Annotated in this window: 23 protein-coding genes; 9 read left to right on the top strand and 14 right to left on the bottom strand. The window is 62.4% G+C overall.

All coding sequences use genetic code 11. The annotated features are described in order from the left end of the window. Positions 1 to 96: 96 nt before the first annotated feature. Genes CKW21_RS22220 through CKW21_RS22210 form a run of 3 tightly spaced genes read right to left on the bottom strand, consistent with a single transcriptional unit; the run spans position 97 to position 3,080 of the window. Entirely contained in the window at positions 97 to 1,605 is a 1,509-nt protein-coding gene (locus CKW21_RS22220) for a tripartite tricarboxylate transporter permease (RefSeq protein WP_095196049.1), read from the bottom strand. A gap of 24 nt (positions 1,606 to 1,629) precedes the next feature. Further along, positions 1,630 to 2,112, bottom strand: a complete 483-nt coding sequence (locus CKW21_RS22215; RefSeq protein WP_095196048.1) for a tripartite tricarboxylate transporter TctB family protein — start codon at positions 2,110 to 2,112, stop codon at positions 1,630 to 1,632. Beyond that, entirely contained in the window at positions 2,109 to 3,080 is a 972-nt protein-coding gene (locus CKW21_RS22210; RefSeq protein WP_095196047.1) for a tripartite tricarboxylate transporter substrate binding protein, read from the bottom strand. Before CKW21_RS22210 ends, CKW21_RS22215 begins: the two co-directional genes overlap by 4 nt. A 281-nt stretch (positions 3,081 to 3,361) precedes the next feature. On the opposite strand from CKW21_RS22210, the gene CKW21_RS22205 reads away from it, so the two are divergent. Both CKW21_RS22205 and CKW21_RS22200 read left to right on the top strand, forming a co-directional pair. Further along, positions 3,362 to 3,712, top strand: coding sequence for a DUF6152 family protein (locus CKW21_RS22205; RefSeq protein WP_095196046.1), 351 nt, complete (start codon positions 3,362 to 3,364; stop codon positions 3,710 to 3,712). Continuing rightward, on the top strand, positions 3,712 to 4,200 hold the full coding sequence (locus tag CKW21_RS22200; protein ID WP_095196045.1) for a DUF6644 family protein: 489 nt from the start codon (positions 3,712 to 3,714) through the stop codon (positions 4,198 to 4,200). Before CKW21_RS22205 ends, CKW21_RS22200 begins: the two co-directional genes overlap by 1 nt. 216 nt (positions 4,201 to 4,416) lie before the next feature. Here the strand turns inward: CKW21_RS22200 and CKW21_RS22195 are convergent, their stop codons facing one another. The 11 genes from CKW21_RS22195 to CKW21_RS22140 form a co-directional block, all read right to left on the bottom strand. Beyond that, entirely contained in the window at positions 4,417 to 5,853 is a 1,437-nt protein-coding gene (locus CKW21_RS22195; RefSeq protein ID WP_095196044.1) for an FAD/NAD(P)-binding protein, read from the bottom strand. After that, a complete protein-coding gene (locus CKW21_RS22190) occupies positions 5,850 to 6,626 on the bottom strand; it encodes an ABC transporter ATP-binding protein (RefSeq protein WP_095196043.1) in 777 nt (258 codons plus the stop codon). Before CKW21_RS22190 ends, CKW21_RS22195 begins: the two co-directional genes overlap by 4 nt. Positions 6,627 to 6,629: 3 nt before the next feature. Continuing rightward, positions 6,630 to 7,970, bottom strand: coding sequence for an ABC transporter substrate-binding protein (locus CKW21_RS22185; RefSeq protein WP_095196042.1), 1,341 nt, complete (start codon positions 7,968 to 7,970; stop codon positions 6,630 to 6,632). Positions 7,971 to 7,996: 26 nt separating this feature from the next. After that, the gene (locus CKW21_RS22180) at positions 7,997 to 9,046 is read right to left on the bottom strand and encodes a branched-chain amino acid ABC transporter permease (protein ID WP_095196041.1); all 1,050 of its coding nucleotides are present in this window, start codon (positions 9,044 to 9,046) and stop codon (positions 7,997 to 7,999) included. 4 nt (positions 9,047 to 9,050) lie between these two features. Beyond that, entirely contained in the window at positions 9,051 to 9,932 is an 882-nt protein-coding gene (locus CKW21_RS22175) for a branched-chain amino acid ABC transporter permease (protein ID WP_095196040.1), read from the bottom strand. Beyond that, positions 9,932 to 10,708, bottom strand: coding sequence for an ABC transporter ATP-binding protein (locus tag CKW21_RS22170; protein WP_095196039.1), 777 nt, complete (start codon positions 10,706 to 10,708; stop codon positions 9,932 to 9,934). The genes CKW21_RS22175 and CKW21_RS22170 overlap by 1 nt, the downstream gene beginning before the upstream one ends. Beyond that, complete coding sequence (locus tag CKW21_RS22165) at positions 10,705 to 11,610, bottom strand: AMP-binding protein (protein ID WP_095196038.1); 906 nt, start codon at positions 11,608 to 11,610, stop codon at positions 10,705 to 10,707. The genes CKW21_RS22170 and CKW21_RS22165 overlap by 4 nt, the downstream gene beginning before the upstream one ends. A gap of 1,106 nt (positions 11,611 to 12,716) precedes the next feature. After that, positions 12,717 to 14,120: an LLM class flavin-dependent oxidoreductase gene (locus tag CKW21_RS22155; protein ID WP_095196036.1), complete on the bottom strand. Its 1,404-nt coding sequence runs from the start codon at positions 14,118 to 14,120 to the stop codon at positions 12,717 to 12,719. Then, positions 14,120 to 14,569 (bottom strand): acyl-CoA dehydrogenase, encoded by a 450-nt coding sequence (locus CKW21_RS22150; RefSeq protein WP_095196035.1) that lies wholly within the window; start codon positions 14,567 to 14,569, stop codon positions 14,120 to 14,122. Before CKW21_RS22150 ends, CKW21_RS22155 begins: the two co-directional genes overlap by 1 nt. Positions 14,570 to 14,579: 10 nt before the next feature. Then, positions 14,580 to 15,782, bottom strand: a complete 1,203-nt coding sequence (locus CKW21_RS22145; protein WP_095196034.1) for an SfnB family sulfur acquisition oxidoreductase — start codon at positions 15,780 to 15,782, stop codon at positions 14,580 to 14,582. 157 nt (positions 15,783 to 15,939) lie between these two features. Next, a complete protein-coding gene (locus CKW21_RS22140; RefSeq protein ID WP_095196033.1) occupies positions 15,940 to 16,503 on the bottom strand; it encodes a helix-turn-helix domain-containing protein in 564 nt (187 codons plus the stop codon). Between CKW21_RS22140 and CKW21_RS22135 the strand changes: the two genes are divergently transcribed. The 7 genes from CKW21_RS22135 (at position 16,498) to CKW21_RS22105 (ending at position 23,858) form a co-directional block, all read left to right on the top strand. Continuing rightward, positions 16,498 to 17,523, top strand: coding sequence for a DMT family transporter (locus CKW21_RS22135; protein WP_095196032.1), 1,026 nt, complete (start codon positions 16,498 to 16,500; stop codon positions 17,521 to 17,523). The two genes, CKW21_RS22140 and CKW21_RS22135, sit on opposite strands and share 6 nt — an antisense overlap. A 271-nt stretch (positions 17,524 to 17,794) precedes the next feature. Further along, positions 17,795 to 20,713, top strand: coding sequence for a monovalent cation/H+ antiporter subunit A (locus tag CKW21_RS22130; protein WP_095196031.1), 2,919 nt, complete (start codon positions 17,795 to 17,797; stop codon positions 20,711 to 20,713). Then, complete coding sequence (locus CKW21_RS22125; protein WP_095196030.1) at positions 20,713 to 21,057, top strand: Na+/H+ antiporter subunit C; 345 nt, start codon at positions 20,713 to 20,715, stop codon at positions 21,055 to 21,057. Before CKW21_RS22130 ends, CKW21_RS22125 begins: the two co-directional genes overlap by 1 nt. Further along, a complete protein-coding gene (locus tag CKW21_RS22120; RefSeq protein ID WP_095196029.1) occupies positions 21,054 to 22,739 on the top strand; it encodes a monovalent cation/H+ antiporter subunit D in 1,686 nt (561 codons plus the stop codon). The genes CKW21_RS22125 and CKW21_RS22120 overlap by 4 nt, the downstream gene beginning before the upstream one ends. Continuing rightward, positions 22,736 to 23,224 carry a Na+/H+ antiporter subunit E gene (locus CKW21_RS22115; RefSeq protein ID WP_095196028.1) on the top strand — a complete coding sequence of 163 codons (489 nt, stop codon included), beginning with the start codon at positions 22,736 to 22,738 and terminating at the stop codon, positions 23,222 to 23,224. The genes CKW21_RS22120 and CKW21_RS22115 overlap by 4 nt, the downstream gene beginning before the upstream one ends. Next, positions 23,221 to 23,499 carry a K+/H+ antiporter subunit F gene (locus CKW21_RS22110; RefSeq protein WP_095196027.1) on the top strand — a complete coding sequence of 93 codons (279 nt, stop codon included), beginning with the start codon at positions 23,221 to 23,223 and terminating at the stop codon, positions 23,497 to 23,499. Before CKW21_RS22115 ends, CKW21_RS22110 begins: the two co-directional genes overlap by 4 nt. Beyond that, positions 23,496 to 23,858, top strand: coding sequence for a Na+/H+ antiporter subunit G (locus CKW21_RS22105; protein ID WP_095196026.1), 363 nt, complete (start codon positions 23,496 to 23,498; stop codon positions 23,856 to 23,858). The genes CKW21_RS22110 and CKW21_RS22105 overlap by 4 nt, the downstream gene beginning before the upstream one ends. The last annotated feature ends 101 nt before the right edge of the window (positions 23,859 to 23,959 follow it).

The raw sequence follows: 23,959 nt of genomic DNA, 5'->3' as shown, positions 1-23,959 counted from the left end.
GAGCCTGCTCGCGAAAGCGGTGCATCTGTCCCATCCATACTGAATCTGCTGCCGTCTTCGCGAGCAGGCTCGCTCCCACAGGGTCAGCGCGCGGAGTCAATCATCCTCATGCAACTTGATCCCCCGCGCATGCAGCAGGTGCGGCACTATCAGTACCAGCAACGTCAGGGCCAGGAAAAACGCCGAGATCGGCTGCGTGAGAAAAATCATCCAGTCGCCCTCGCTGATGGACAGGGCATTGCGCAATTGCTTCTCGGCCATCGGCCCCAGCAGCATGCCCACGATCACCGGCGCGACCGGAAAGTCGAAACGCCGCATCACCACACCGGCCCAACCAATCCCCAGCATAAGCAACAGGTCGAAGGAAGAATGGCGCATGCCGTACACGCCGATGGTGGCGAACACCAGAATCCCGGCGTTCAGGTAGGGCCGGGGGATTTGCAGCAGCTTGACCCACAGCCCCACCAGCGGCAGGTTCAGCACCAGCAGGATGAGGTTGCCGATGTACAGCGAGGCGACCAACGTCCAGACCAGCTCGGCGGAGGTTTCGAACAACAGCGGCCCCGGTTGCAGGTTGTAGTTCTGGAACGCCGCCAACAGAATCGCCGCCGTGGCGGACGTCGGTATGCCCAGGGTCAGCAGCGGCACCAACGACCCGGTCGCACTCGCATTGTTGGCCGCTTCCGGCCCGGCAACACCTTCGATGGCGCCTTCGCCTTTATTGGCGGAAAACTCTTTCGGAAATTTGCTGAGCTTGCGTTCGGTGGAATAGGACAGAAACGTCGGGATTTCCGCACCACCGGCCGGGATCGAACCGAACGGAAAGCCAATCAGCGTGCCGCGCAACCAGGCGGGCACCGAGCGCTTCCAGTCGGCGCGGGTCATCCACAACGAGGTCAGGCGATGCCGGCCCTCCGCTTGCTCCTGCTGATACAACAAGCTGTACAGCGCCTCCCCCACCGCAAACAAACCGACCGCCACCAGCACCACTTCGATGCCGTCCACCAATTCGGGAACGCCCAGGGTGTAGCGAGCGATGCCCGAGGTCGAGTCCAGGCCGATCATGCCGATGGTCAGCCCGATCCCCAGTGACGCGAAACCCCGCAACATTGAAGCGCCGAGTACCGCCGATACTGTGGTGAAGGACAGTACGAGGATCGCGAAGTATTCCGCCGGCCCGAAGTTGAGCGCCAGCCGGGCCACGACCGGGGCAAACAAGGTCAGCAAGATCGTCGCGATGGTCCCGGCCACGAAAGAGCCAATGGCAGCCGTGGCCAACGCAGGCCCTGCCCGGCCATTGCGTGCCATGCGGTTGCCTTCCAGGGCCGTGACCATGGAAGACGATTCGCCGGGCGTGTTAAGCAGAATCGAGGTGGTGGACCCGCCGAACTGCGCGCCGTAATAGATCCCGGCAAACATGATCAACGCCCCGGTCGGGTCGACCTTGGCGGTGATCGGCAGCAGCAATGCCACTGTCAGTGCCGGGCCGATACCCGGCAACACGCCAATCGCAGTGCCCAGCAGGCAACCGATGAACCCCCACATCAGATTGATCGGCGTCAGCGCCGCGCTAAACCCCATCAACAAACTTGAAAGAATGTCCACGCAATCGATCTCCTTGGCGCTGGATCAAATCCAGGCATTGACCAGCGGCGGCAGGGAAACCCCCAGCCCGGCGTTGAACAACCAGTAGATCGGCAGGGTCAGGGCAATGCCGATGGCCAGGTCCCGCAGCGGATGACGACTGCCAAAGCCCCGCGCCGAACAGGCAAACAGCAAGGCCGCGGCCAGCACAAAGCCGATCAGGTTGATCAACAACGCCACGCCCAGTAACCCGCCCGTCACCCAGGCCGCGCCGGTTTTACCGCCGGGAATCACGCCGTTACGGCTGTCCAGCTCGCGAAAACCGCCGGTGAGTGCCTGATAACTCAGCAACAGCCCCACCACGGCGAGAAACCCGGCGACGAGGTAGGGATAGACGTAGGCCGGCAGAATCACGAAACCCATCTCGGGCGGAAAGCGGTAAGCCCCCACCGCCAGCACGGCGCTGAGGGCGATCAGGCCAAGGCCGATCGCCAATTGCGTCGGCACGATTGCGCGCGGCCCGGTCATTCTTTAAGCAGTCCGACCCGGACCAGCATCGCGCGCAACCGCACGTGCTCTTCATCGACGAATTTGCCGAACTCATCACCGGTCACAACGTTTGCCGTCCATGCGTTGGTCTGAATATTCTCTTGCCAGACTTTGCTTTTGCTGGCGGCCAGGACCGCATCAGTCACTTCCTTGCGCTGCTCGGGTGTGAGGTTGGCGGCGCCATAGACCCCGCGCCAGTTGCCGATGATCACGTCGTAGCCGCTTTCCTTGAGGGTTGGGGCATCGATCCCGGGAACACGCTCGGGCGCACCGATGGCAAGGACGCGGATCTGCCCGTTCTTGATGTATTGACCCAGTTCGGCGTAGCCCCCGGTGAGCACCTTGATCTGCCCGCCCAGGGTCTGGGCCACAATTTCACCCCCGCCGCCGGTGGCGATGTAATTGACCTTGTTGACCGGAACATCCAGCTTGCCAGCCAGCTCGGCAATGCCGATGTGGTCGATCGACCCCTTGGAACCACCGCCCCAGGTGACACTGGTTGGTTTTGCCTTGAAGTCTTTGATCAGGTCGTCGAGGGTCTTGTAGGGCGAATCCTTGCGCACGGCAATCACGTTGTATTCAGTGAATAGCCGGGCAATCGGCGTCACGTCCTTCAGAGTGATTTGCGGTTTGTTCTGTTCGATGCCCGCGACCATGATCGCGCCGACCACCAGCAGCGCATTGGGATCGCCCTTGGTGCTGTTGGCGAACTGCGCCAGGCCCAGGGTTCCACCTGCACCCCCCTTGTTTTCAAAGGTGGTGGATTTGGCCGCGTTGGCTTCGATCAGGGCCTTGCCCAGCACCCGTGCGGTCTGGTCATAACCGCCACCCACGGAACCGGGAGCCATGAACTTGACGGTGTCCAGCGCAAGCGCGGGGGTGGTGAGTGCGACAGCGGTCATGCCGACTGCCAGGTAACGACTGAAGCGGCGCAACAATGCGGACATGGTGTATCTCCCTGGATTGTTTTTATAGGTGCCGTCAGCCCGTCGATCAGGGGGTCAGTCCTGTTCAAGGAACATTGGCCTGCGCATAAGCGTAGGACATGGTTGCGTTTATTGACGTTCTTTCAAACGAAGGCCCGCCGGCCCCCGCGAGGCCTGCGTCACAGATGGAAACATTCCTTTGGTCCGGGTGTGTCAGGCCACGAAATGCGCCGACTATCCTGAAAAACATCGACGAACACGCTGTCGGGCATCCCTCTACGACTTAAACAGGAGAACGTGTCATGAACGTCATGCTCAAGGGCTTTGGCGCGACATTGCTGCTGGTTGCCACAGCGGCATTCGCCCATCACGGCTGGAGTGAGTACGACTCCAGCAATCCATTGAATCTGACCGGCACCATCGAAGCGTCCGGATACTCCCATCCCCACGGTTTCGTGAACCTGAAAACGGCGGACAAAACCTGGAACGTGGTACTCGCGCCCCCGTCGCGTATGGAAAACCGTGGTCTGTCCAAGGAGATGCTGGCGGTCGGCACCCAAGCGACCGTGGTCGGTTACGCCAACCGCAACAAACCTGATGAGATGCGCGCGGAACGCATCACGATCGGCGGCAAAACCACCGAGTTACGCTGATGCAAGCCTCGCAGAACTGGATGGACTGGCTGAACGACTCACCGCTGGGCGAAGCCATGCGCGGCGATCTGTGGCTATACCCGCTGGTTGAGGTGATGCACATCGTTGGCTTTACGATACTGGTCGGTGCGGTGGTGATGTTCGACCTGCGGGTGCTGGGGCTGTCGCGCAGCATTCAGGTCACCGCCCTGGCCCGCCATCTGCTGACCTGGGCCATCATGGCGCTGCTGTTGATCGTACCGGCCGGGCTGATGATGTTCACCGCCCACCCCCACGATTTCGCCTCCAATGACATTTTCATCCTCAAGCTGTGCCTGATCGCCACGGCGGGCCTCAATGCCTTGCTGTTCCATGTTGGCGTGTACCGTTCCGTCCCGGCGTGGGACACCGGCGCACCGGCGCCCGGGGTGGCCAAATTGCAGGCGCTGTTTTCGATTGTGATATGGGTCAGTGTGATTCTGTGTGGGCGGTTGTTGGCTTATACCTGAGGGAGCAGAAGGATCACGGGGCTGACAGCCGACCTTATTTTTTGCGGATATACCCAATCCCCTGTGGGAGCGAGTCTGCTCGCGAAGGCGGTCTCGCAGTTGCCATTGATAGCGGCTGACACGGCCCCTTCGCGAGCAGGCTCGCTCCCACAGGTCCGTGCAGGACGAAACCGCAAGCCGCCATCACCTAAGAAATGGATATGTACTCAATTCAAATCAAAAGGACAACCCAACCAATCGCGCCGCCAACGCCTTGGCCTGACTCGCCACATCAGTAACAGCCGTACTCTCCCACCAAACCCCACGCAACGGCGGCCCCATGGCAAACAGCCGACTCGCCGCCCGCCCCTCTTCATCCAGCACCGCGCCATCCACCTCTGCCGCAATCCCCAACGCCAACGGCCCCGGCTTGATCAAACCGCGCGCCAGCAACTGCTGTGGCAGCGGCCGCGCAACCCGACGCCAGTCGTATTCAATGCCGCTGGAGTTGATCAGCGCCGCGCCACTGACCACAACGGTTTCAGCTTCACCCCGACGCCGGATGCGAATGCTCACTTCACCGCCAGAAGCAGGCTCAAGCCCTTTGAATGACGCTGCGTGAATCCGCAACCGCCCTTCCCCGTGCAGGCGCGCCACCAATTCGGCGCTCAAGGGTGGCGAGCGATGGTGATGACTCTCCCACCAGGGTCGCACATGCCGCACGAATTGCCGGCGCTGCACGTCGGTGGCCTGGTTCCACAAGCGGCCGATATGTGCCCGCACCGTGTCCAGCGGCGCCTGCCAGTCGATGCCCTGGGCGATGGCGTCGCGGCAATGCCGGCGCAGTTCGCGCACCAGCTGTCGCGGCGAGCGAATGCCGTGATCCTCCGCGAGAAAGTCCATCCACGCCGGTGGTTGCCGTCGCACATGGGGCAGTAAGCCGTGCCGGGAAAACACCTCGATCGGCCCGCGATGTCCGGCCTGTTCCAGCGACACCACGGCATCGACCATGGTCAGCCCCGAGCCGATGATCAATACCGTCGACTGCGGATCCAGCTGCTGCATCGCCGTCACATCCCACGGATCGAGCGCCGCCGCATTCAAGCCGCTGGACTCGGTTTGCGGCGTGCGCGCGGCGGGAAACATGCCGGTGGCGAGCACGGCAAACGCGCCCTGCAAGCGTTGACCATCGCTCAAGGTCAACCGCACCGCCTGCGCGTCGGTTTGCAGGTCCACCACCTCGGCCCGCACATGTTCGACCGTCGAACCGTTGCGCGCCCCCACCGCTTGCGCTTCTGTCAGACGCTGCTGCACGTACAGGCCGAAAATCCCCCGAGGCGGAAACAGCTCACTGACCGGCACATGTTGCTCATCCGATTCCGGCCAGCCGCCGGCGACGATGTAGTCGGTCAGCCACTGCGTCAGGTCGTCGGCGTTGTCCGGGTCGACGCTCATGCGTGCCGCATTGCCGTTGAGCGTATGGCCCAACTCCACGGCGCTGTAGGCCTCGCCACGGCCGAGTTCGGCGCGGGGCTCGATCACCAGCACCGAGCGCTTGCCGGGCAGACGCAACAATTGCGCCGCCAGCATCGTGCCACTGAGGCCACCGCCAACGATCAGGATGTCTGCGTGACGGATGGCGTCGGTCGCCTGTCCGTTCTGGATTTCACTCATGCCGTTCTCACTGATCCTAGATAGAAGTCATGCAGATCGCCCCGGGCCAGCAATGCCTCGCTGCTGCCCGACAACACCACCCGCCCGGTGTCGAGGACAAAGGCGCGGGATGCGTACTTGAGCGCCACATTAATGTTTTGCTCGGCAATCAGGAAGCTCACCTGCGCCTCGCGATTGAGCTGGGCGATGATCTCGAAAATCTCCTGGACGATAATAGGCGCCAAACCCATGGAAGGTTCATCGAGCAGTACCAAAGTAGGACGTGTCATCAGCGCCCGGCCGATGGCGACCATCTGCTGTTCGCCGCCGGAGGTCAGCCCGGCCTGGGTCTTGCGCTTGGTTTTCAGCCGCGGGAACCAGGCGTAAATCCGTTCCAGGTCCCGGGCCATGTCCTGCCGGCTCAGGCCCCGGACAAACCCGCCACTGCGCAGGTTGTCCTCCACCGTCAATTGCGCGAAGACGTGTCGTCCTTCCAGCACATGCACCATTCCTTGGCGTACCCGCACGCTCGGATCGACCCCTGCGGTATCGCGGCCGAGAAACTCGATGCTGCCGCGACTGACCTCGGCCCGCTCGGCGCGCACCAGTCCGGAGATGGCCTTGAGGGTGGTGCTTTTGCCTGCGCCATTGGCCCCGAGCAAGGCGACGATGCCGCCCTTGGGCACCGTTAGCGACACCCCGGCCACGGCCAGGATCGCCCCGTCGTAGATCACCTCGATGTCGTTGACATGCAACAGGTCATTGGCGGCGATGTCACTAGCGGCTTGGCTCATGGCTTATTCATCCCCGGTGCAGGTGCGTGGCGTCAGGCCTTTTTCCTTGGCGAAGGCCGCGGATTTTTCATCGATCAACGGCCGCAGCAGCGCACGGTCGGCGGCGATCCAGTCGCTGATCAGCGTCCAGTTGGCGCCGTCCCACTGCTGAACCCGCGCCGAACCGCCGCCCTCGTGGTCTTTGCAGGACAACTTGAGGTTCTGCATCAAACCGAAGTAGCCCATGTCCTTGAGCCGCGCATCGTCGATGTTCAAGTGTTCCAGCCCCCAGCGCCCTTCCTCACCATTGAGCGGACGCTTGCCGAACTTGCCCTGGGCGGTGCGGATCGCTTCCACCGCCACAGCGGCGTTTACCAGTCCGGAGTTGTAATAGACGCTGCCGAAATTCTTCAGGTCCTTGAGGTCGCTCTTGCCCTTGTCGAGGATGTATTGCTTGAGGCGTTTGTGGATCTCGAAGTCAGTGCCGGCCGGGTACGGGGTCAGTGCCAGATAGCCCTTGGCAGCGGCGCCCGCGGGCAATACGTCCTCGCTGGAACTGGCCCAGATGTCGCCGACAATGTGATCCACCGGGAAACCGAAACGCGCCGCAGTCTTGACCGCCACCGGCGTCGACACACCCCAGGTTCGCAGGAACACCCACTCCGGGTTGAGCTGACGGATCTGTCGCCATTGCGCCGACTGTTCGTTGCCTGGATCGGCCACCGGGATCTGGATGTTCTCGAAACCGTATTTCTCCGCCAGCAGCTTCAGCGGGCCGAGGGTTTCGCGACCGTAGGCCGAGTCGTGGTAGACCGTGGCGATTTTCTTGCCCTTGAGTTTGTCGAACCCGCCTTCGCGCTGGGCGATGTAGTTGATCAGGCTCGACGCCTCGCTATAGAAGGTCAGCATCACCGGGAAGTTGTACGGGAATACCGTGCCGTCGGTGGCTTCGGTGCGGCCGTAGCCGAGGGTAATCAACGGGATCTTGTCCACCTCCGCCCGTTCGCTCAAGGCATAGGCCGCCGGTGCACCGTTGGGTTGATAGACCGCTACCGGCGCGCCATCCAGGCCCTTCTTGAAGCGCTCGTAGCACTCGATGCCCTTCTCCGCCGTCCACTCGGTCTCGCATTCCTGCCAGACCAGTTTCACGCCGTTGATCCCGCCTTCCACCTCGTTGATGTAGTTCAGGTAATCGATCATCCCGGCCCACACCTGCACACCGCTGGAGGCGTAGGCGCCGACCCGGTAAGTGGCCAACGGGAAGAACTGCTGGTCCGGCGAAGCTGACACCTGTGGCACTGCACTGCCGAAAACCGCCAGCGCCAACGCAGCGCCGACCAGTGAACGTTTCAAGGATGCACGCATGTTGTCTCTCTAATCAGTCGATGGATTCAGAAACGCAGCGGCCAGTGCCTCAGCCGCTCACGAAGGTTGCCCAGCAGGCGGATCAAGCCTTCCGGCTCCTTGATCAGGAACAGGATGATCAGCACGCCGAAGATGATTTTTTGCAGGTTTTGCAGCTGGCCGGCATCCACCGCGCCGCCGAGCAAGGCTTGCCCGGCATGGCTGAGCAGGATCGGCAGCAGGCTGATGAAGGCCGCGCCGACGAAGTTGCCGGCGATGCTGCCCATGCCACCGATAATGATGATGAACAGGATCTGGAACGACCGATTGATATCGAAGCTGCTGGCACTGGCGGTGCCCAGATAGGCGAAGGCCCACAGGGCACCGGCAATGCCCAGGTAGAACGAACTGACGGCAAACGCCAGGTGCTTGTAGCGCGCCACAGGAATGCCGATCACGGCGGCTGCGGTGTCCATGTCGCGGATCGCCATCCAGTTGCGGCCGATCTGGCTTTTCACCAGGTTCACCGCGACCCAGGTCAACAGCAACACCGTCGTCAGCGTCAGCAGATAGCGTCCCACCGGCGTGTTGAGGTCATGGCCGAACAAGGCCAGGTTCGGCGCGGTAATGGTCCCGGAGGAACCGTAGTTGTAGAACCAGGGGAATTTGACGAACAGCCACTCGAGGAAAAACTGCGCCGCCAGGGTGGTGACCATCAGGTAAAAACCCTTGATCCGCGAACTGGGCAGGCCGAACACGAAGCCGACCACGGCGCTGATCAGACCACCGCCGAACAACGCCACCGGCAATCCCGACTCAGGCAGACGCAAGAGAAAACCGTAGGTGGCAAACGCCCCGACCGCCATGAACCCGGCCGCGCCGACCGAGGTCTGGCCGGTGTAGCCGGTGAGCAGGTTCAGGCCAAGTCCGGCCAGGGACAGCACCAGGAATGGAATCAGAATGGCGTTGAGCCAATAGTCATTACCGGTCAGCGGCACCACCACAAAGGCGATCAGCAACAGACCAACCAGACCGTAGGGGATGCGACGCTGAAGCAACACCGCCGGCGCGGTTTCACGGGTCAGGGAAATCGACATGGGTTCAGACTCGCTCGATGGCGCGCTCGCCGAACAGGCCGGCGGGACGCAGGTAAAGGAAGGCCAGGGCCAGGACGTAGGCGAACCACGGCGTGATGCCGCCGCCGATCAACGGGCCGATGTAGACCTCGGCGAGGTTCTCCGCCGCACCGACGATCAGCCCGCCGACAATGGCCCCGCCAATCGAGGTGAAGCCGCCGATGATCAACACCGGCAAGGCCTTGAGCACCACCAGCGACAGGGAAAACTGCACCCCTTGCCGCGCACCCCACAGCAGTCCGGCGACCAGCCCGACCACCCCGGCCACCGCCCACACGATCTGCCAGATCCGGTTGAGGTTGATGCCGATCGACAGCGCAGCGGTGGTGTCATCCGCCACCGCCCGCAGCGAGATACCGATGCGGGTCTTGTTGAACAGCAGCGCCAGCACCGTCACCAGCACAAGGGCGGTCGCGGCGGCGATCAGGTCGAACTGGCTGACCATCATGCCGCCGATGAACAGCGGCACGTCGTCGATCCCCAGGTCCAGCGCCCGCACCTGCGACCCCATCAGGCCCTGAGCGAGGCCTTCGATGATGAACGACAACCCGAGGGTCGCCATGAACAGGGTGATCTGCGAGCGATTGACCAGGGGCCGCAGCACCAGGCGTTCGATCAGCAGTGCGCCGATGATCATCACCAGCACCGTCAGCAACAGCGCCAGGACAAAGGGCACGCCCTGATCGTGCAGGCTGACGAAGGTCAGCGCGGCAAACAGCAGCATCGCGCCCTGGGCGAAATTGAACACACCGCTGGCCTTGTAGATCAGCACGAAGCCGATGGCGACCAGCGAGTACATGGTGCCGGCGAGCAACCCGCCGAGCAGGGTTTCAAAGAAGAACGTCATCAGTGCACCACTCCCAGATACGCCGCGATCACCTCGGGATTGGCCTGCACTTGGGCGGGCGTGCCGTCGCCGACCTTGCGTCCGTAATCCAGCACGACAACGTGATCGGACAGCTCCATGACCACGCCCATGTCGTGCTCGATCAACACCACCGTCGTGCCGAGGTCGCGGTTGATGTCGGCGATGAAACGCGCCATGTCCTGTTTCTCTTCGGCGTTCATCCCGGCCATGGGCTCGTCGAGCAGCAACAGGCTGGGGCCGGCAATCAGGGCGCGCCCCAGCTCCACACGCTTTTGCAGGCCATAGGACAGGTTGCCCACCGGCACCTCGCGCTGGGCTTGCAGGTCGAGGAATTCGAGGATGCCCTGGGCCTGGTGGCGAAAGCGTTCGGCTTCACGCCGTGCCCGTGGCAGGTTGAGGGCCTGTTCGATGAAGTGACTGCGCGAGTGGCGGGACAGGCCGGTGAGAAGGTTGTCGATTACGCTCATTTTCTTGAACAGCGCGTTGTTCTGAAACGTGCGGCCAATGCCCCGGCGCGCGGCGGTCAGCGGGTCGATGCGCTTGAAGGGCTGTTGCTCGAAGACAATCGAACCAGCGCCGAAGCGATACACGCCATTGAGTACATTGAGCAACGAACTCTTGCCCGCGCCGTTGGGGCCGATCAGCGCGCAGATCTCGCCACGACGGACATCGAAGGACAGTTCGTTGATCGCCTTGACGCCTTTGAAGGACAGGGAAATGCCGCTGACTTGCAGGATGGAATCGGTGGATGTCATGCGATGTCCCGTTTGAATTCGGCGAGCCAGACAGGTGTGGTTTGCGCCGGTGCCGCGCGCGTGGCCTGCCAGATGAACCGCAGGTTGTGAAAGCCCAGCAATCGACGAACGCGGTTTTTGATCAGCCGCTGCAGGCCTTTTTCCGGATGGGCGATGGCCCAGTCGCACAGGCGTCGACGCCAGGTGCCCGGCGTGGCGAGACGGCTGTCGATTTCCGTCGCCAGCCGTTGCAGGCGCTCGGCGGAGAGCAGCAGGCCTGACGGCGCCACTTCACGGCGATCACGACTGGCGCTGCCGGGGCTTTCCGGGAAGGCCAGGGTTTGCCCGCTGCTCAGCCAGTGCTCCAGCAACACTGTCAGGCCGTCCTGCCACTGCGTACCCTCCTCGCTCCACAACTGCCCGCCAGAGAGGCCGAGGCGCAGGCGTTGCGGGGGTTCGGCAGACCCAAGCAGCCCGGCGAAATCGAGCAGTGACTGACCGTGGTTGAGCCAGAGTTGCTGTGTTTGCCGCCCCTGGACAAAGGCATGGGTGGGCTGGCTGTGCCACAGGACGTGGTGCAACGCTGGCGCGTCGAGATCGTCTGCGACGGCCAACAACTCACCGCCCACCTGTTGTGCCGCCAGGGCCAGCAGCAACAGGTTGGGCTCAAAGGGACCGCTGACGGCCAGGCGCGAATCCTCGCCGAAACCCTGCTGACGCAAACCATCGGCCAGGCGCTCGACATCACGCAAGGCATCGATCCAGCGCCAGACAAACCATTGCCCGTGGCGCTTGTGGCGCAAGGCCGGTTGCAACGGACTGACCTGCGCCCAATGACGCAACTGCTCCAGCGCCCTGGGCGCGCTGACCTGCCATACCCTGATATCCGCCACCGGCGGACGCTTGAGTTCGTGCACGCTCATGGATTGACCTCCTGTTCATGGGCAAAAGCGTGCGGTGGTCCGCTGGGCTGTGATCTATGCATTGTGGGAGCGAGCCTGCTCGCGAAGAGGCCATCACTTTCAACATCTTCATTGACCGCTACACCACCTTCGCGAGCAGGCTCGCTCCCACAATCAATGGCGATAGACGCCAAACTTGTGAACGACTGCGCGCCCCTGTGGGAGCGAGCCCGCTCGCGAAGAGGCCATCACATTCAACATCTTCACTGACTGACACACCGCTTTCGCGAGCAGGCTCGCTCCCACAATGAATGGCGATAAACGCCAAACTTGTGAACGACTGCGCGCCCCTGTGGGAGCGAGCCTGATCGCGAAGAGGCCATCACTTTCAACATCTTCACTGACTGACACACCGCTTTCGCGAGCAGGCTCGCTCCCACAATGAATGGCGATAAACGCAAAACCTGTGAATGACTGCGCCCCCCTGTGGGAGCGAGCCCGCTCGCGAAGAGGCCATCACATTCAACATCTTCATTGACCGCTACACCGCCTTCGCGAGCAGGCTCGCTCCCACAATCAATGGCGATAAACGCAAAACTTGTAAACGACTGCGCCCCCCTGTGGGAGCGAGCCCGCTCGCGAAGAGGCCATCACATTCAACATCTTCACTGACTGACACACCGCTTTCGCGAGCAGGCTCGCTCCCACAATCAATGGCGATAGACGCCAAACCTGTGAATGACTGCGCGCCCCTGTGGGAGCGAGCCTGATCGCGAAGAGGCCATCACTTTCAACATCTTCATTGACCGCTAAACCGCTTTCGCGAGCAGGCTCGCTCCCACAATGAATGGCGATAAACGCAAAACTTGTAAACGACTGCGCCCCCCTGTGGGAGCGAGCCCGCTCGCGAAGAGGCCATCACATTCAACATCTTCACTGACTGACACACCGCTTTCGCGAGCAGGCTCGCTCCCACAATGAATGGCGATAGACGCCAAACTTGTGAACGACTGCGCGCCCCTGTGGGAGCGAGCCTGCTCGCGAAGAGGCCATCACTTTCAACATCTTCATTGACCGCTACACCGCCTTCGCGAGCAGGCTCGCTCCCACGGGGGCATGTGCTGGATTCAGGCAGACACCGCTTTCTTCTCCTGCTGCCGCAACCCCGCCAGATCGCGATAGCCACTGCCCGGATGTATCTGGGGCAATCTCGCCCCTTCCCCGAACAACTTCTCGCGCAAGGTCCCCGGTGCATATTCGGTCTTGTACACCCCGCGCTTCTGCAACTCCGGCACCAGCAGTTCCACGGCATCGATGAAGGTTTCGTGGGTCAGTGCGTAGGCCAGGTTGAAGCCGTCCACATCGGTCTCCTCAACCCATTCCTGCAACAGATCCGCGACGGTTTCCGGGCTGCCGACAAACAACGGGCCGAAACCGCCGATGCCCACCCAGTCCGCCAGTTCGTTAGGCGTCCAGACCTTGTTCGGATCCGCTGTGGAGAACGCCTCGACCGCCGACTGAATGGCGTTGGTGTGCACATGCTTGAGCGGCTCATCCGGCTTAAACTGGCTGAAATCGATCCCTGTCCAGCCCGAGATCAACGCCATGGCGCCTTCGTAGCTGACCCAGGTCTTGTATTCCTCGAACTTGGCTTTCGCCTTGGCATCGGTCTCGCCGAGGATCACCGTTTGCAGGTTGAAGATCAGGATCTTCGACGGATCGCGCCCGGCCTCTGCCGCGCGGCGACGGATGTCCGCGACGGTCTTCTTCAACAGCACTTTCGACGGCGCAGCGACGAATACGCACTCGGCATGTTCGGCGGCGAACTGCTTGCCTCGGCTCGACGCACCGGCCTGGTAGAGCACCGGGGTGCGTTGCGGCGAGGGTTCGCACAGGTGAATGCCCGGCACCTGGAAGTGCTTGCCGAGGTGCCGGATCTCATGGATTTTGCTCGGGTCGCTGAACACCCGACGTTCACGGTCGCGCAGGATTGCACCCTCTTCCCAGCTGCCTTCCCACAGCTTGTAGCAAACCTCCAGGTACTCCTCGGCGAAGTCGTAACGGGCATCGTGTTCGGTCTGGGTTTTCTGCCCGAGGTTCTTCGCGCCGCTCTCGAGGTAGGAAGTGACGATGTTCCAGCCGGCACGGCCCTTGGTCAGGTGGTCAAGGGTCGACAGGCGCCGGGCGAACGGGTACGGATGCTCGAACGACAGCGACGCGGTCAGGCCAAATCCCAAATGCTCGGTGACCAGCGCCATCGGCGGGATCAATTGCAGCGGATCGTTGACCGGCACCTGCGCCGCCTGACGAATCGCCGCATCGCCATTGCCGTTGTAGACGTCGTAGATACCCAGCACATCGGCGATGAACAAACCGTCGAACTTGCCCCGTTCAAGGATCTTCGCCAGATCAGTCCAATACTCCAGATCCTTGTATTGCCACGAGCGATCCCGTGGATGCGCCCACAGCCCCGGCGACTGGTGGCCGACGCAGTTCATGTCAAAAGCGTTGAGACGAATTTCACGGGCCATCAAATGGCTCCCTTTACAGAGGCAGGAAAAATGGGCGGATGAATGCCGTTGAGGCGGAAGTTGCCGATCAAGTGAAGTTTCCAGCGCAGCGGATCGTCCAGCGAACCGGGCAACGCGGTGCGCTGGCCGGTGAGTTCGAATTCGGCGTCACTGACGGTGCTCAGGGCATCAAAGCTGGCCAGATGGGATTCGGCGATGGCGATGCTGGTTTCAATATCGTCCTGCTGACCGGCCAGAAATGCTTCGGCGCGCTCCAGCAGCGCGGCGGCCACCTCGACGCGGATCTGCAAGTCGCCGAAACGGCTGATCACGTAAGGGTCATCCGTGGCCTGAGTGTGCTGGCGAACGAACCGCAGGGTCGCATCGAGCAAACTGCGGGCGTTGTGCAAGTCGTGCTGACTTTTCGCCAGGGGCTGTCCGGCGGCTATGGGTTGGGTCAAGGCGTTCATGGGGAGCTCCTCAGTTCCAGGCGTGGCGCGCGGGCTTCACGCCGTTGAGCAGGTAGTTACCGATCAGATGGAATTTCCAGCGCGCGGGGTCGTGCAGGGTGTGAGTCCGGGCGTTGCGCCAGTGGCGGTCGAGGTTGTACTTGCCCGACACCGAGCGGGTGCCGGCCAGTTCGAACAGCTTGCTGCTGGCGAGCAAAGCGATCTCGGCAGACAAGACCTTGGCCTGGGCCACCACCACCGAGGCATGGGCCACGGTGTCTTCATTGGCCTCTTGCAACGCAGCGTCGATGGCCTGGCCGGCCTTTTTCAGGATTGCTTCGGTGCCGTGGACCCGCCATTCCAGATCGCCGATGGCAGCTATGCTGAACGGGTCCTGCCACCCGTGATCCTGCTGACTGTCGATCCATGGCCGCGCTTCACGGGCGTAGCGCTTGGTTTCTTCCAGGGCACCGACGGCAATGCCGGTGTCTACGGCGGCCTGGATGATTTGCGAGATCGGGCCGTCGGCGGTCGGCTCATCAAAGGCCTTGTGCGCCGGGATTACCGCACTGAGCGGAACCCGGACCGCGTTCAGGGTCACGCCGCCGCTGGCGGTGGTGCGTTGGCCGAAACCGTCCCAGCTGTCGATCACGGTCAAACCGGGGTTGTCGCGCTCGATGAAGGCAATGAACGCCTGGTTGTGTTCATTGACCGCCACCGCCGGCACGATGTGCGCAAACAAGGCACCGGTGCAGTAGAACTTCTCGCCGTCGATTTGCGCGGTGCCGTCGTTGAAGCGGATGCGGGTTTCGAAAGCCCCGGCGTTTTTGCTTTTCGATTCGGAGAAGGCATTACCAAAACGGTATCCCTGCAAGACTTTGCCGAAGTAGTACTGCTTCTGCTCCTCGGTGGCGGTCTGCAGGAGGATGTCGAGCACACCCAGGTGGTTTTGCGGGATCTGGCCGAGGGACGAGTCGGCGGCGGAAATGATCTTGATCACTTCGGCGACGGTCACATACGACACTCCGGCGCCGCCGTAAGCCTTCGGAATGGTGATACCCCAGAGGCCGCTGGCGGAGAACTCGTCAAGCTCGTCGACCGGCAATCGGCGCTCGCGATCTCGCAAGCTGGCGTCGACGGCGAAACGCGCCGCCAGCTTGTGGGCGACGGCAATCGCTTCCGCATCCGAGCGGATCACATGGGCAGTGCGGGTGGATTGGGCTGGGGTTGTCATGGGCCGACTCCGGGTTCTGGGTGAATGCACCAGAGCTTTTGCAGGAGTCGTGCCTGAAATTTAATTCGTTATTTATCAGATAGTTAGCGAATCATCCAAGAAAGCCTTACAGGTCTAGAACAGCAAAGTGTTTATCCAGTGTTGATCGACCAACACTTCAGATCACCACGTTGCGCACAAAGCGCACCGCCACCGGCCCATCGTTGCGATAGGAATGCGGCTGGTTGCTGGCGAACATGAAGAACTCGCCGGCGCTGATGCGGTGGGGCACGTCGCCGACCATCAGGGTCAGGCAGCCTTCGAAGACATAAAACTGTTCGCTCCAGCCATCGGCATCAGGCTCCGAAGGGTAGTGCTCGCCGGGTTCGAGGCGCCATTCCCAGAGTTCGACTTCCCGGGTCGCGTTGGCCTTGGCCAGCAATACCGCCTTGCTGCCGGGGATCGTGCCGGCCCAGGCCAGTTCGTTGATGCGGCTGTGGTCGCGCACTTCCGGGGCCTGGATCAGGTCGCTGAAGGCTACGTCCAGCGCCTCGGCCACGCGGTCGAGGGTGGTCAGGCTGACGTTCTTTTCGCCGGCCTCGATGGCCACCAGCATGCGGCGGCTGACCCCGGACTTCTCCGCCAGGGCGGTCTGGCTCATATCGGCGGCATGGCGCAAACGGCGAACGTTCTGGCTGACGTGCTGAAGGACCGAAGCCCGTTGCGTGGAATCTTTGTGCACTATATTGCTCACTTGGTGGTGTTGCGCAGTATACTGCCCAACTTCGGGCGCATTGTGCGTCCCCCTCAAATAGTGTGCAAGATCATGACGTCGGTGAACTCCCCCCAGGCTTCCTCCCGTTTCCTGCGGCTCAGCAAGGCTGAGTGCGTGCTGGTGTTGATCACCATGGTCTGGGGCGGGACCTTTCTGCTGGTCCAGCATGCGATGACCGTCAGCGGCCCGATGTTTTTCGTCGGCCTGCGCTTTGCCGCTGCCGCGAGCATCGTCGCCCTGTTTTCCTGGCGCAGCCTGCGGGAACTGACCTTGTTCGAACTCAAGGCCGGGGCCTTTATCGGCGTGGCGATCATGCTCGGCTACGGCTTGCAGACCGTCGGCCTGCAAAGCATTCCCAGCAGCCAGTCAGCGTTCATCACCGCGTTGTACGTGCCTTTTGTGCCGTTGCTGCAATGGCTGGTGCTGGGGCGTCGTCCGGGCTTGATGCCCAGCATCGGGATCATGCTGGCGTTTACCGGTTTGATGCTGCTGTCGGGGCCTTCCGGCGCGGCGTTGAATTTCAGCCCCGGTGAAATCGCCACACTGATCAGCGCCATCGCCATTGCCGCAGAGATCATCCTGATCAGCAACTTTGCCGGTCAGGTCGATGTGAAACGGGTGACGGTGGTGCAACTGGCGGTCACGTCGCTGCTGTCGTTCCTGATGGTGGTGCCGACCCAGGAGCACATTCCTGACTTCTCCTGGTTGCTGTTGTGCAGTGCGCTGGGGTTGGGCGCGGCCAGTGCGGCGATCCAGGTGGCGATGAACTGGGCGCAGAAAAGCGTCTCGCCAACCCGCGCGACCCTGATCTATGCCGGCGAGCCGGTGTGGGCCGGGATTGTCGGGCGCATTGCCGGGGAGCGGTTGCCGGCGATTGCGTTGGTGGGGGCGGGATTGATCGTGGCGGCGGTGATTGTCAGTGAGTTGAAGACCAAGGGTAAGGTTGCCGCGACGGAGGAAGAACTGGAGCGCGAAGTAGAAGGTTAAGGTTTGGTATCTGCAGTGTTTGAAAAATTGCTATCGCGGGCAAGCCCGCTCCCACAGGGTCTGAAGGTGTATATGGGTTTTGTGTACAACCACAAAACTGTGGGAGCGGGCTTGCCCGCGATGGTGTCGGCACAGGCAAAATCACTCTTCCCGAAACAATGTTAAACAGGCTTTTTCCATCTACCTTGTAGGATTCTGCGACAGCTTGGCGTTTGGTGATCCGGGAGCTGGCACGTATGATGCTTCACAAACTTCCGCAGATTAGAAGCCTATGTCCCTGATAGTTCTACTGCTTCTGCCTTTTTTAGGCAGCTGTCTGGCAGCCGTGCTGCCACACAACGCGCGTAATACCGAATCCCTCCTGGCGGGCCTGGTTGCCCTGGTCGGCACCGTCCAGGTCGCCCTCCTGTACCCGCAAATCGCCGATGGCGGCGTGATCCGCGAAGAGTTCTTCTGGCTGCCGAGCCTGGGCGTGAACTTCGTCCTGCGCATGGACGGCTTTGCCTGGCTGTTCTCGATGCTGGTGCTGGGTATCGGCACGCTGGTGTCGCTGTACGCCCGCTACTACATGTCGCCGGACGATCCAGTGCCGCGCTTCTTCGCGTTCTTCCTGGCGTTCATGGGCGCCATGCTCGGGCTGGTGATCTCCGGCAACCTGATCCAGATCGTGTTTTTCTGGGAGCTGACCAGCCTCTTCTCGTTCCTGTTGATCGGCTACTGGCACCACCGCGCCGATGCCCGGCGCGGCGCCTACATGGCGCTGATGGTCACCGGGGCCGGCGGGTTGTGCCTGCTGGCGGGGGTCATGCTGCTTGGCCATGTGGTGGGCAGCTATGACCTGGACAAGGTCCTGGCCGCCGGCGACCTGATTCGCGCACACGCCCTCTACCCCATCCTGCTGCCCCTGATCCTGATCGGCGCGCTGAGCAAAAGCGCACAATTCCCCTTCCATTTCTGGCTGCCCCACGCCATGGCCGCGCCGACGCCTGTCTCGGCCTATCTGCACTCGGCGACCATGGTAAAAGCCGGGGTATTCCTGCTGGCGCGGCTGTGGCCGTCGCTGTCGGGCAGCGAAGAATGGTTCTACATCGTCAGCGGCGCCGGGGCTTGCACCCTGTTGCTGGGCGCCTATTGCGCGATGTTCCAGAACGACCTCAAGGGCCTGCTGGCCTACTCGACGATCAGTCACCTGGGCCTGATCACCCTGCTGCTGGGCCTCAACAGTCCGCTGGCAGCGGTGGCCGCGGTGTTCCACATTCTCAATCACGCCACGTTCAAGGCCTCGCTGTTCATGGCCGCCGGAATCATCGACCACGAAAGCGGCACCCGCGACATTCGCCGGCTCAATGGCCTGTTCAAGCTGATTCCGTTCACCGCCACTCTGGCCATGGTCGCCAGCGCCTCGATGGCTGGCGTGCCGTTGCTCAACGGCTTTCTGTCCAAAGAGATGTTCTTCGCCGAAACCGTGTTCATCAACGCCACGGCCTGGATCGAAGCGACCTTGCCAATCGTTGCAACCATCGCCGGCACCTTCAGCGTCGCCTATTCCCTGCGCTTCACTGTGGATGTGTTTTTCGGCCCGACTGCCACCGACCTGCCCCACACCCCGCACGAGCCGCCGCGCTGGATGCGCGCCCCGGTCGAATTGCTGGTATTCGCGTGCCTGGTGGTGGGGATTTTCCCGGCACAAGTGGTCGGCCCCTTGCTCGCCGCTGCCGCGCTGCCGGTGGTGGGCGGCACGTTGCCGGAGTACAGCCTGGCAATCTGGCACGGTTTGAACGCGCCGATGATCATGAGCCTGATCGCCATGTCCGGCGGCATCGTGCTGTACCTGCTGCTGCGTAAACAACTCAAGCGCGGGCGCTTCCACTACCCGCCGCTGATTGGCCGCTTCAACGGCAAGCGTCTGTTCGAGCGCAGCCTGGTGATCAAGATGCACCTGGCCCGACGCCTGGAGCGGCGGATCAGCACCCGGCGCCTGCAAACCCAACTGTTCCTGATGGTGCTCGCCGCCGTGCTGGCCGGGCTGATCCCGATGCTGCACAGCCATTTGAGCTGGGGCGACCGGCCGAAAATTCCGGGCTCGATCGTGTTTGTCATCCTGTGGCTGTTGGCGATTGCCTGCGCCCTGGGTGCCGCCTGGCAGGCCAAGTACCACCGTCTCGCCGCCCTGACCATGGTCAGCGTCTGCGGCCTGATGACCTGCGTGACCTTCGTCTGGTTCTCGGCGCCGGACCTGGCCCTGACGCAACTGGTGGTCGAAGTGGTGACCACGATCCTGATCCTGCTGGGATTGCGCTGGCTGCCGCGACGGATCGAAGAGGTCTCGCCATTGCCGAGCAGCCTGCGCAAGGCTCGTATCCGGCGGATCCGCGACTTGCTGCTGTCGACCGTGGTCGGCGGCGGCATGGCGTTGCTGTCCTACGCGATGCTGACGCGCCAGACGCCGAACGACATTTCCTCCTTTTACCTGAGCCGTGCCCTGCCCGAAGGCGGTGGCAGCAACGTGGTCAACGTGATGCTGGTGGACTTCCGCGGCTTCGACACCCTCGGCGAAATCACCGTGCTGGCGGCGGTGGCGCTTACCGTATTCGCCCTGTTGCGCCGTTTCCGCCCGCCGAAAGAAAGCATGCAGTTGCCGGCCCAGCAGCGCTTGCTGGCGCCCGACGTGGTCACCGACCTGGTCAACCCGCGTCACGCCAGCGATACCGCGCTGGGTTTCATGATGGTCCCGGCGGTGCTGGTGCGCCTGCTGTTGCCGATTGCCCTGGTGGTGTCGTTCTACCTGTTCATGCGCGGCCATAACCAACCCGGCGGCGGTTTCGTCGCGGGGCTGGTGATGTCGGTGGCGTTCATCCTGCAATACATGGTGGCCGGCACCCAGTGGGTCGAGGCGCAGATAAGCCTGCGACCATTGCGCTGGATGAGCACCGGCCTGGTGTTCGCCACGGTCACCGGCGTCGGTGCGATGGTGGTCGGCTATCCGTTCCTGACCACCCACACCTGGCATTTCCACTTGCCGTTGCTGGGCGACATCCACCTGGCCAGCGCGCTGTTCTTCGACGTCGGCGTGTACTCGGTGGTGGTCGGTTCGACGCTGCTGATCCTCACCGCCCTCGCCCACCAATCGGTCCGGGGTCACAAGACCGCCGCCCAACCCAAACCCCTCGCCATCAAGGAGGCCGTCTGATGGAAGAAGTCATCGCAATCGCCATCGGCGCACTGGCCGCGTCCGGCGTCTGGCTGATCCTGCGGCCACGGACATTCCAGGTGGTCATGGGTCTGTGCCTGCTGTCCTATGGCGTCAACCTGTTCATCTTCAGCATGGGCAGCCTGTTCATCGGCAAGGAGCCGATCATCAAGGACGGCGTGCCGCAGGACCTGCTGCATTACACCGACCCGCTGCCGCAGGCGCTGGTGCTGACCGCGATCGTCATCAGCTTCGCCATGACCGCGCTGTTTCTGGTGGTCTTGCTGGCCTCCCGGGGCCTGACCGGCACCGACCATGTGGATGGCCGGGAGCCTAAAGAATGAATGCGATGACGCACTTGATCGCGGCACCGATCCTGCTGCCGCTGTTGACCGCCGCCATCATGCTGATGCTCGGCGAAAAACACCGTCCGCTCAAAGCCAAAATCAACCTGTTCTCCAGCCTGATGGGGCTGGGCATTTCGCTGTTGCTGCTGCAATGGACGCAAACCACCGGCGTGCCCGGTTCCATCGGCGTGTACCTGCCGGGCAACTGGCCAGTGCCGTTCGGCCTGGTGCTGGTGGTCGATCGTCTGTCGGCGCTGATGCTGGTGCTGACCGGGATCATCGGCGTCAGTGCCCTGCTATTCGCCATGGCGCGCTGGGACAGTGCCGGTTCGAGCTTCCACGCGTTGTTCCAGATTCAGTTGATGGGCCTGTATGGCGCCTTCCTGACCGCGGACCTGTTCAACCTGTTCGTGTTCTTCGAAGTGCTGCTGGCCGCGTCCTATGGATTGATGCTGCACGGTTCGGGTCGGGCGCGGGTGTCGTCGGGGCTGCATTACATCTCGATCAACCTGCTGGCTTCGACCCTGTTCCTGATCGGTGCGGCGTTGATCTACGGTGTCACCGGCACCCTGAACATGGCCGACCTGGCACAGAAGATCCCCTTGGTATCGGAGGCCGATCGCGGGCTGCTGCACGCCGGCGCGGGCATTCTGGCCGTGGCGTTCCTGGCCAAGGCCGGGATGTGGCCGCTGAACTTCTGGCTGGTGCCGGCGTATTCCTCGGCGAGCGCGCCGGTGGCGGCCATGTTCGCGATCATGACCAAGGTCGGCGTCTATACCTTTTTGCGCCTGTGGACCCTGCTGTTTTCCGGCCAGGCCGGGGCGTCGGCGTACTACGGCGGTGACTGGCTGATCTACGGCGGCATGGCAACCATCGTCTGCGCGGCCGTGGCGATTCTCGCCGCGCAACGCCTGGAACGCATGGCCAGCCTGAGCATTCTGGTGTCGGCGGGGATTCTGCTGTCGGCCATCGGTTTCGCCCAGCCCAACCTGATCGGCGCGGCGCTGTTCTATATGGTCAGCTCGACCCTGGCCTTGAGTGCGCTGTTCCTGCTGGCCGAGTTGATCGAGCGTTCGCGCTCGGCCAACGAAATCCCGCTGGAGGATGAAAACGAGATGCTGCCAAGACCGTTGGAATCGTTGCATCCGGCCAAGGGCGTCAACCTCGACGATGATCAGAAAGCCGTGGTCGGCCAGGTGATTCCCTGGACCATGGCGTTCCTCGGCTTGAGCTTCATTGCCTGCGCACTGTTGATCGTCGGCATGCCGCCGCTTTCCGGCTTCATCGGCAAACTCGGGTTGCTCAGCGCCCTGCTCAATCCACTGGGCCTGGGCAATGGCAGTGACGCGCCGATCTCCAATGCCGCGTGGGGCTTGCTGGCGTTGCTGATCCTCTCCGGCCTGGCCTCGCTGGTGGCTTTTTCGCGGCTGGGCATCCAGCGTTTCTGGACACCGACAGAACGGCCGTCGCCGGTGCTGCGTCGCCTGGAATGCGTGCCGATCTTCGCCCTGCTGGGCTTGAGCATTGCACTGACCTTCAAGGCAGAACCGCTGTTGCGCTACACCCAGGCCGCCGCCGATGCCTTGAACAACCCGCAACAGTACGTGGCGGCCGTGCTCGGCACCCGGGTCGTTCCAAACCCGCAGGCCCGGGCTGCGCTGCTGGAGGTACAACCATGAAGCGTCTGTTTCCCGCGCCGTGGCTGTCGCTGGCCCTGTGGTTATTGTGGTTGGTGCTGAACCTGTCGATGAGCCCCGGCAACTTGCTGTTGGGCGCCGTGCTGGGTTTCTGCGCACCCTTGATGATGCGCAAATTGCGCCCGCTGCCGGTTCGCATTCGCCGCCCGGGGGTGATCCTGCGCCTGTTCCTGGTGGTGGGTCGCGATGTTGTGGTGTCCAACCTGGCCGTGGCCTGGGGCGTGCTCAACGCCGGCCGCCGTCCACCGCGCTCGCGGTTTATCAAGGTGCCGCTGGACCTGCGCGACGCCAACGGGCTGGCGACGCTGTCGATGATCTGCACCGTGGTGCCGGGTACGGTCTGGTCGGAGCTGGCGCTGGACCGCAGCATTCTGTTGCTGCACGTCTTCGATCTGGACGACGAAGCGCCGTTCATCGAGCACTTCAAGGCGACGTACGAGCGCCCGTTGATGGAGATATTCGAATGAGCACCCTGTTGTCGAATGCGATCATGCTGAGCCTGTTCCTGTTTTCCGTGGCGATGATCCTGACCCTGGTGCGCCTGTTCAAGGGGCCGTCGGCCCAGGACCGGGTTCTGGCGCTGGACTACCTGTACATCATCGCCATGCTGATGATGCTGACCCTGGGCATCCGCTATGCCAGTGACACGTACTTCGAGGCGGCGTTGCTGATCGCGCTGTTCGGCTTCGTCGGCTCGTTTGCCCTGGCGAAATTCCTGCTGCGCGGCGAGGTGATCGAATGACGTCTGAACTGTCGTTGTGGGTGGAAATCCCGGTGGCGATCCTGCTGGTGCTCGGCAGCCTGTTCGCGCTGATCGGCGCCATCGGCCTGGTGCGGATGAAGGACTATTTCCAACGCATGCACCCGCCTGCCCTGGCCTCGACATTGGGTGCGTGGTGCGTGGCGCTGGCCTCGATCATCTACTTTTCGGCACTCAAGTCCGGGCCGGTGCTGCACGCCTGGTTGATTCCGATCTTGCTGGCGATTACCGTGCCGGTGACCACGCTACTGCTGGCGCGGGCGGCGTTGTTCCGCAAGCGCATGGCTGGGGATGATGTGCCGGCTGAGGTGAGTAGCCGGCGGACTGAAAGTGGCGTTTGAATTCAAAATTTGTGTTGATTGAACTGGCCCCATCGCGGGCAAGCCCGCTCCCACAGTGACGGATGTCGTACATACATTTTATGCCCGACCCCGCCCCCTGT

Origin of the sequence: Pseudomonas sp. Irchel 3A7 (assembly GCF_900187565.1) — a bacterium.
In the GTDB taxonomy this organism is placed as follows: domain Bacteria; phylum Pseudomonadota; class Gammaproteobacteria; order Pseudomonadales; family Pseudomonadaceae; genus Aquipseudomonas.
The sequence above is the reverse complement of the archived record's forward strand: the minus strand, read 5'-3'. Positions and strand labels throughout refer to the sequence as shown.

Bases quoted from the DNA above. Each gene is read 5' to 3' on its own strand.
- CKW21_RS22150 (WP_095196035.1), bottom strand. From the start codon at position 14,569: ATGAACGCCTTGACCCAACCCATAGCCGCCGGACAGCCCCTGGCGAAA.
- CKW21_RS22180 (WP_095196041.1), bottom strand. From the start codon at position 9,046: ATGTCGATTTCCCTGACCCGTGAAACCGCGCCGGCGGTGTTGCTTCAG.
- CKW21_RS22110 (WP_095196027.1), top strand. From the start codon at position 23,221: ATGAGCACCCTGTTGTCGAATGCGATCATGCTGAGCCTGTTCCTGTTT.
- CKW21_RS22200 (WP_095196045.1), top strand. From the start codon at position 3,712: ATGCAAGCCTCGCAGAACTGGATGGACTGGCTGAACGACTCACCGCTG.
- CKW21_RS22115 (WP_095196028.1), top strand. From the start codon at position 22,736: ATGAAGCGTCTGTTTCCCGCGCCGTGGCTGTCGCTGGCCCTGTGGTTA.
- CKW21_RS22170 (WP_095196039.1), bottom strand. From the start codon at position 10,708: ATGACATCCACCGATTCCATCCTGCAAGTCAGCGGCATTTCCCTGTCC.
- CKW21_RS22105 (WP_095196026.1), top strand. From the start codon at position 23,496: ATGACGTCTGAACTGTCGTTGTGGGTGGAAATCCCGGTGGCGATCCTG.
- CKW21_RS22185 (WP_095196042.1), bottom strand. From the start codon at position 7,970: ATGCGTGCATCCTTGAAACGTTCACTGGTCGGCGCTGCGTTGGCGCTG.
- CKW21_RS22175 (WP_095196040.1), bottom strand. From the start codon at position 9,932: ATGACGTTCTTCTTTGAAACCCTGCTCGGCGGGTTGCTCGCCGGCACC.
- CKW21_RS22215 (WP_095196048.1), bottom strand. From the start codon at position 2,112: ATGACCGGGCCGCGCGCAATCGTGCCGACGCAATTGGCGATCGGCCTT.
- CKW21_RS22120 (WP_095196029.1), top strand. From the start codon at position 21,054: ATGAATGCGATGACGCACTTGATCGCGGCACCGATCCTGCTGCCGCTG.
- CKW21_RS22155 (WP_095196036.1), bottom strand. From the start codon at position 14,120: ATGGCCCGTGAAATTCGTCTCAACGCTTTTGACATGAACTGCGTCGGC.
- CKW21_RS22125 (WP_095196030.1), top strand. From the start codon at position 20,713: ATGGAAGAAGTCATCGCAATCGCCATCGGCGCACTGGCCGCGTCCGGC.
- CKW21_RS22195 (WP_095196044.1), bottom strand. From the start codon at position 5,853: ATGAGTGAAATCCAGAACGGACAGGCGACCGACGCCATCCGTCACGCA.
- CKW21_RS22130 (WP_095196031.1), top strand. From the start codon at position 17,795: ATGTCCCTGATAGTTCTACTGCTTCTGCCTTTTTTAGGCAGCTGTCTG.
- CKW21_RS22205 (WP_095196046.1), top strand. From the start codon at position 3,362: ATGAACGTCATGCTCAAGGGCTTTGGCGCGACATTGCTGCTGGTTGCC.
- CKW21_RS22145 (WP_095196034.1), bottom strand. From the start codon at position 15,782: ATGACAACCCCAGCCCAATCCACCCGCACTGCCCATGTGATCCGCTCG.
- CKW21_RS22190 (WP_095196043.1), bottom strand. From the start codon at position 6,626: ATGAGCCAAGCCGCTAGTGACATCGCCGCCAATGACCTGTTGCATGTC.
- CKW21_RS22210 (WP_095196047.1), bottom strand. From the start codon at position 3,080: ATGTCCGCATTGTTGCGCCGCTTCAGTCGTTACCTGGCAGTCGGCATG.
- CKW21_RS22165 (WP_095196038.1), bottom strand. From the start codon at position 11,610: ATGAGCGTGCACGAACTCAAGCGTCCGCCGGTGGCGGATATCAGGGTA.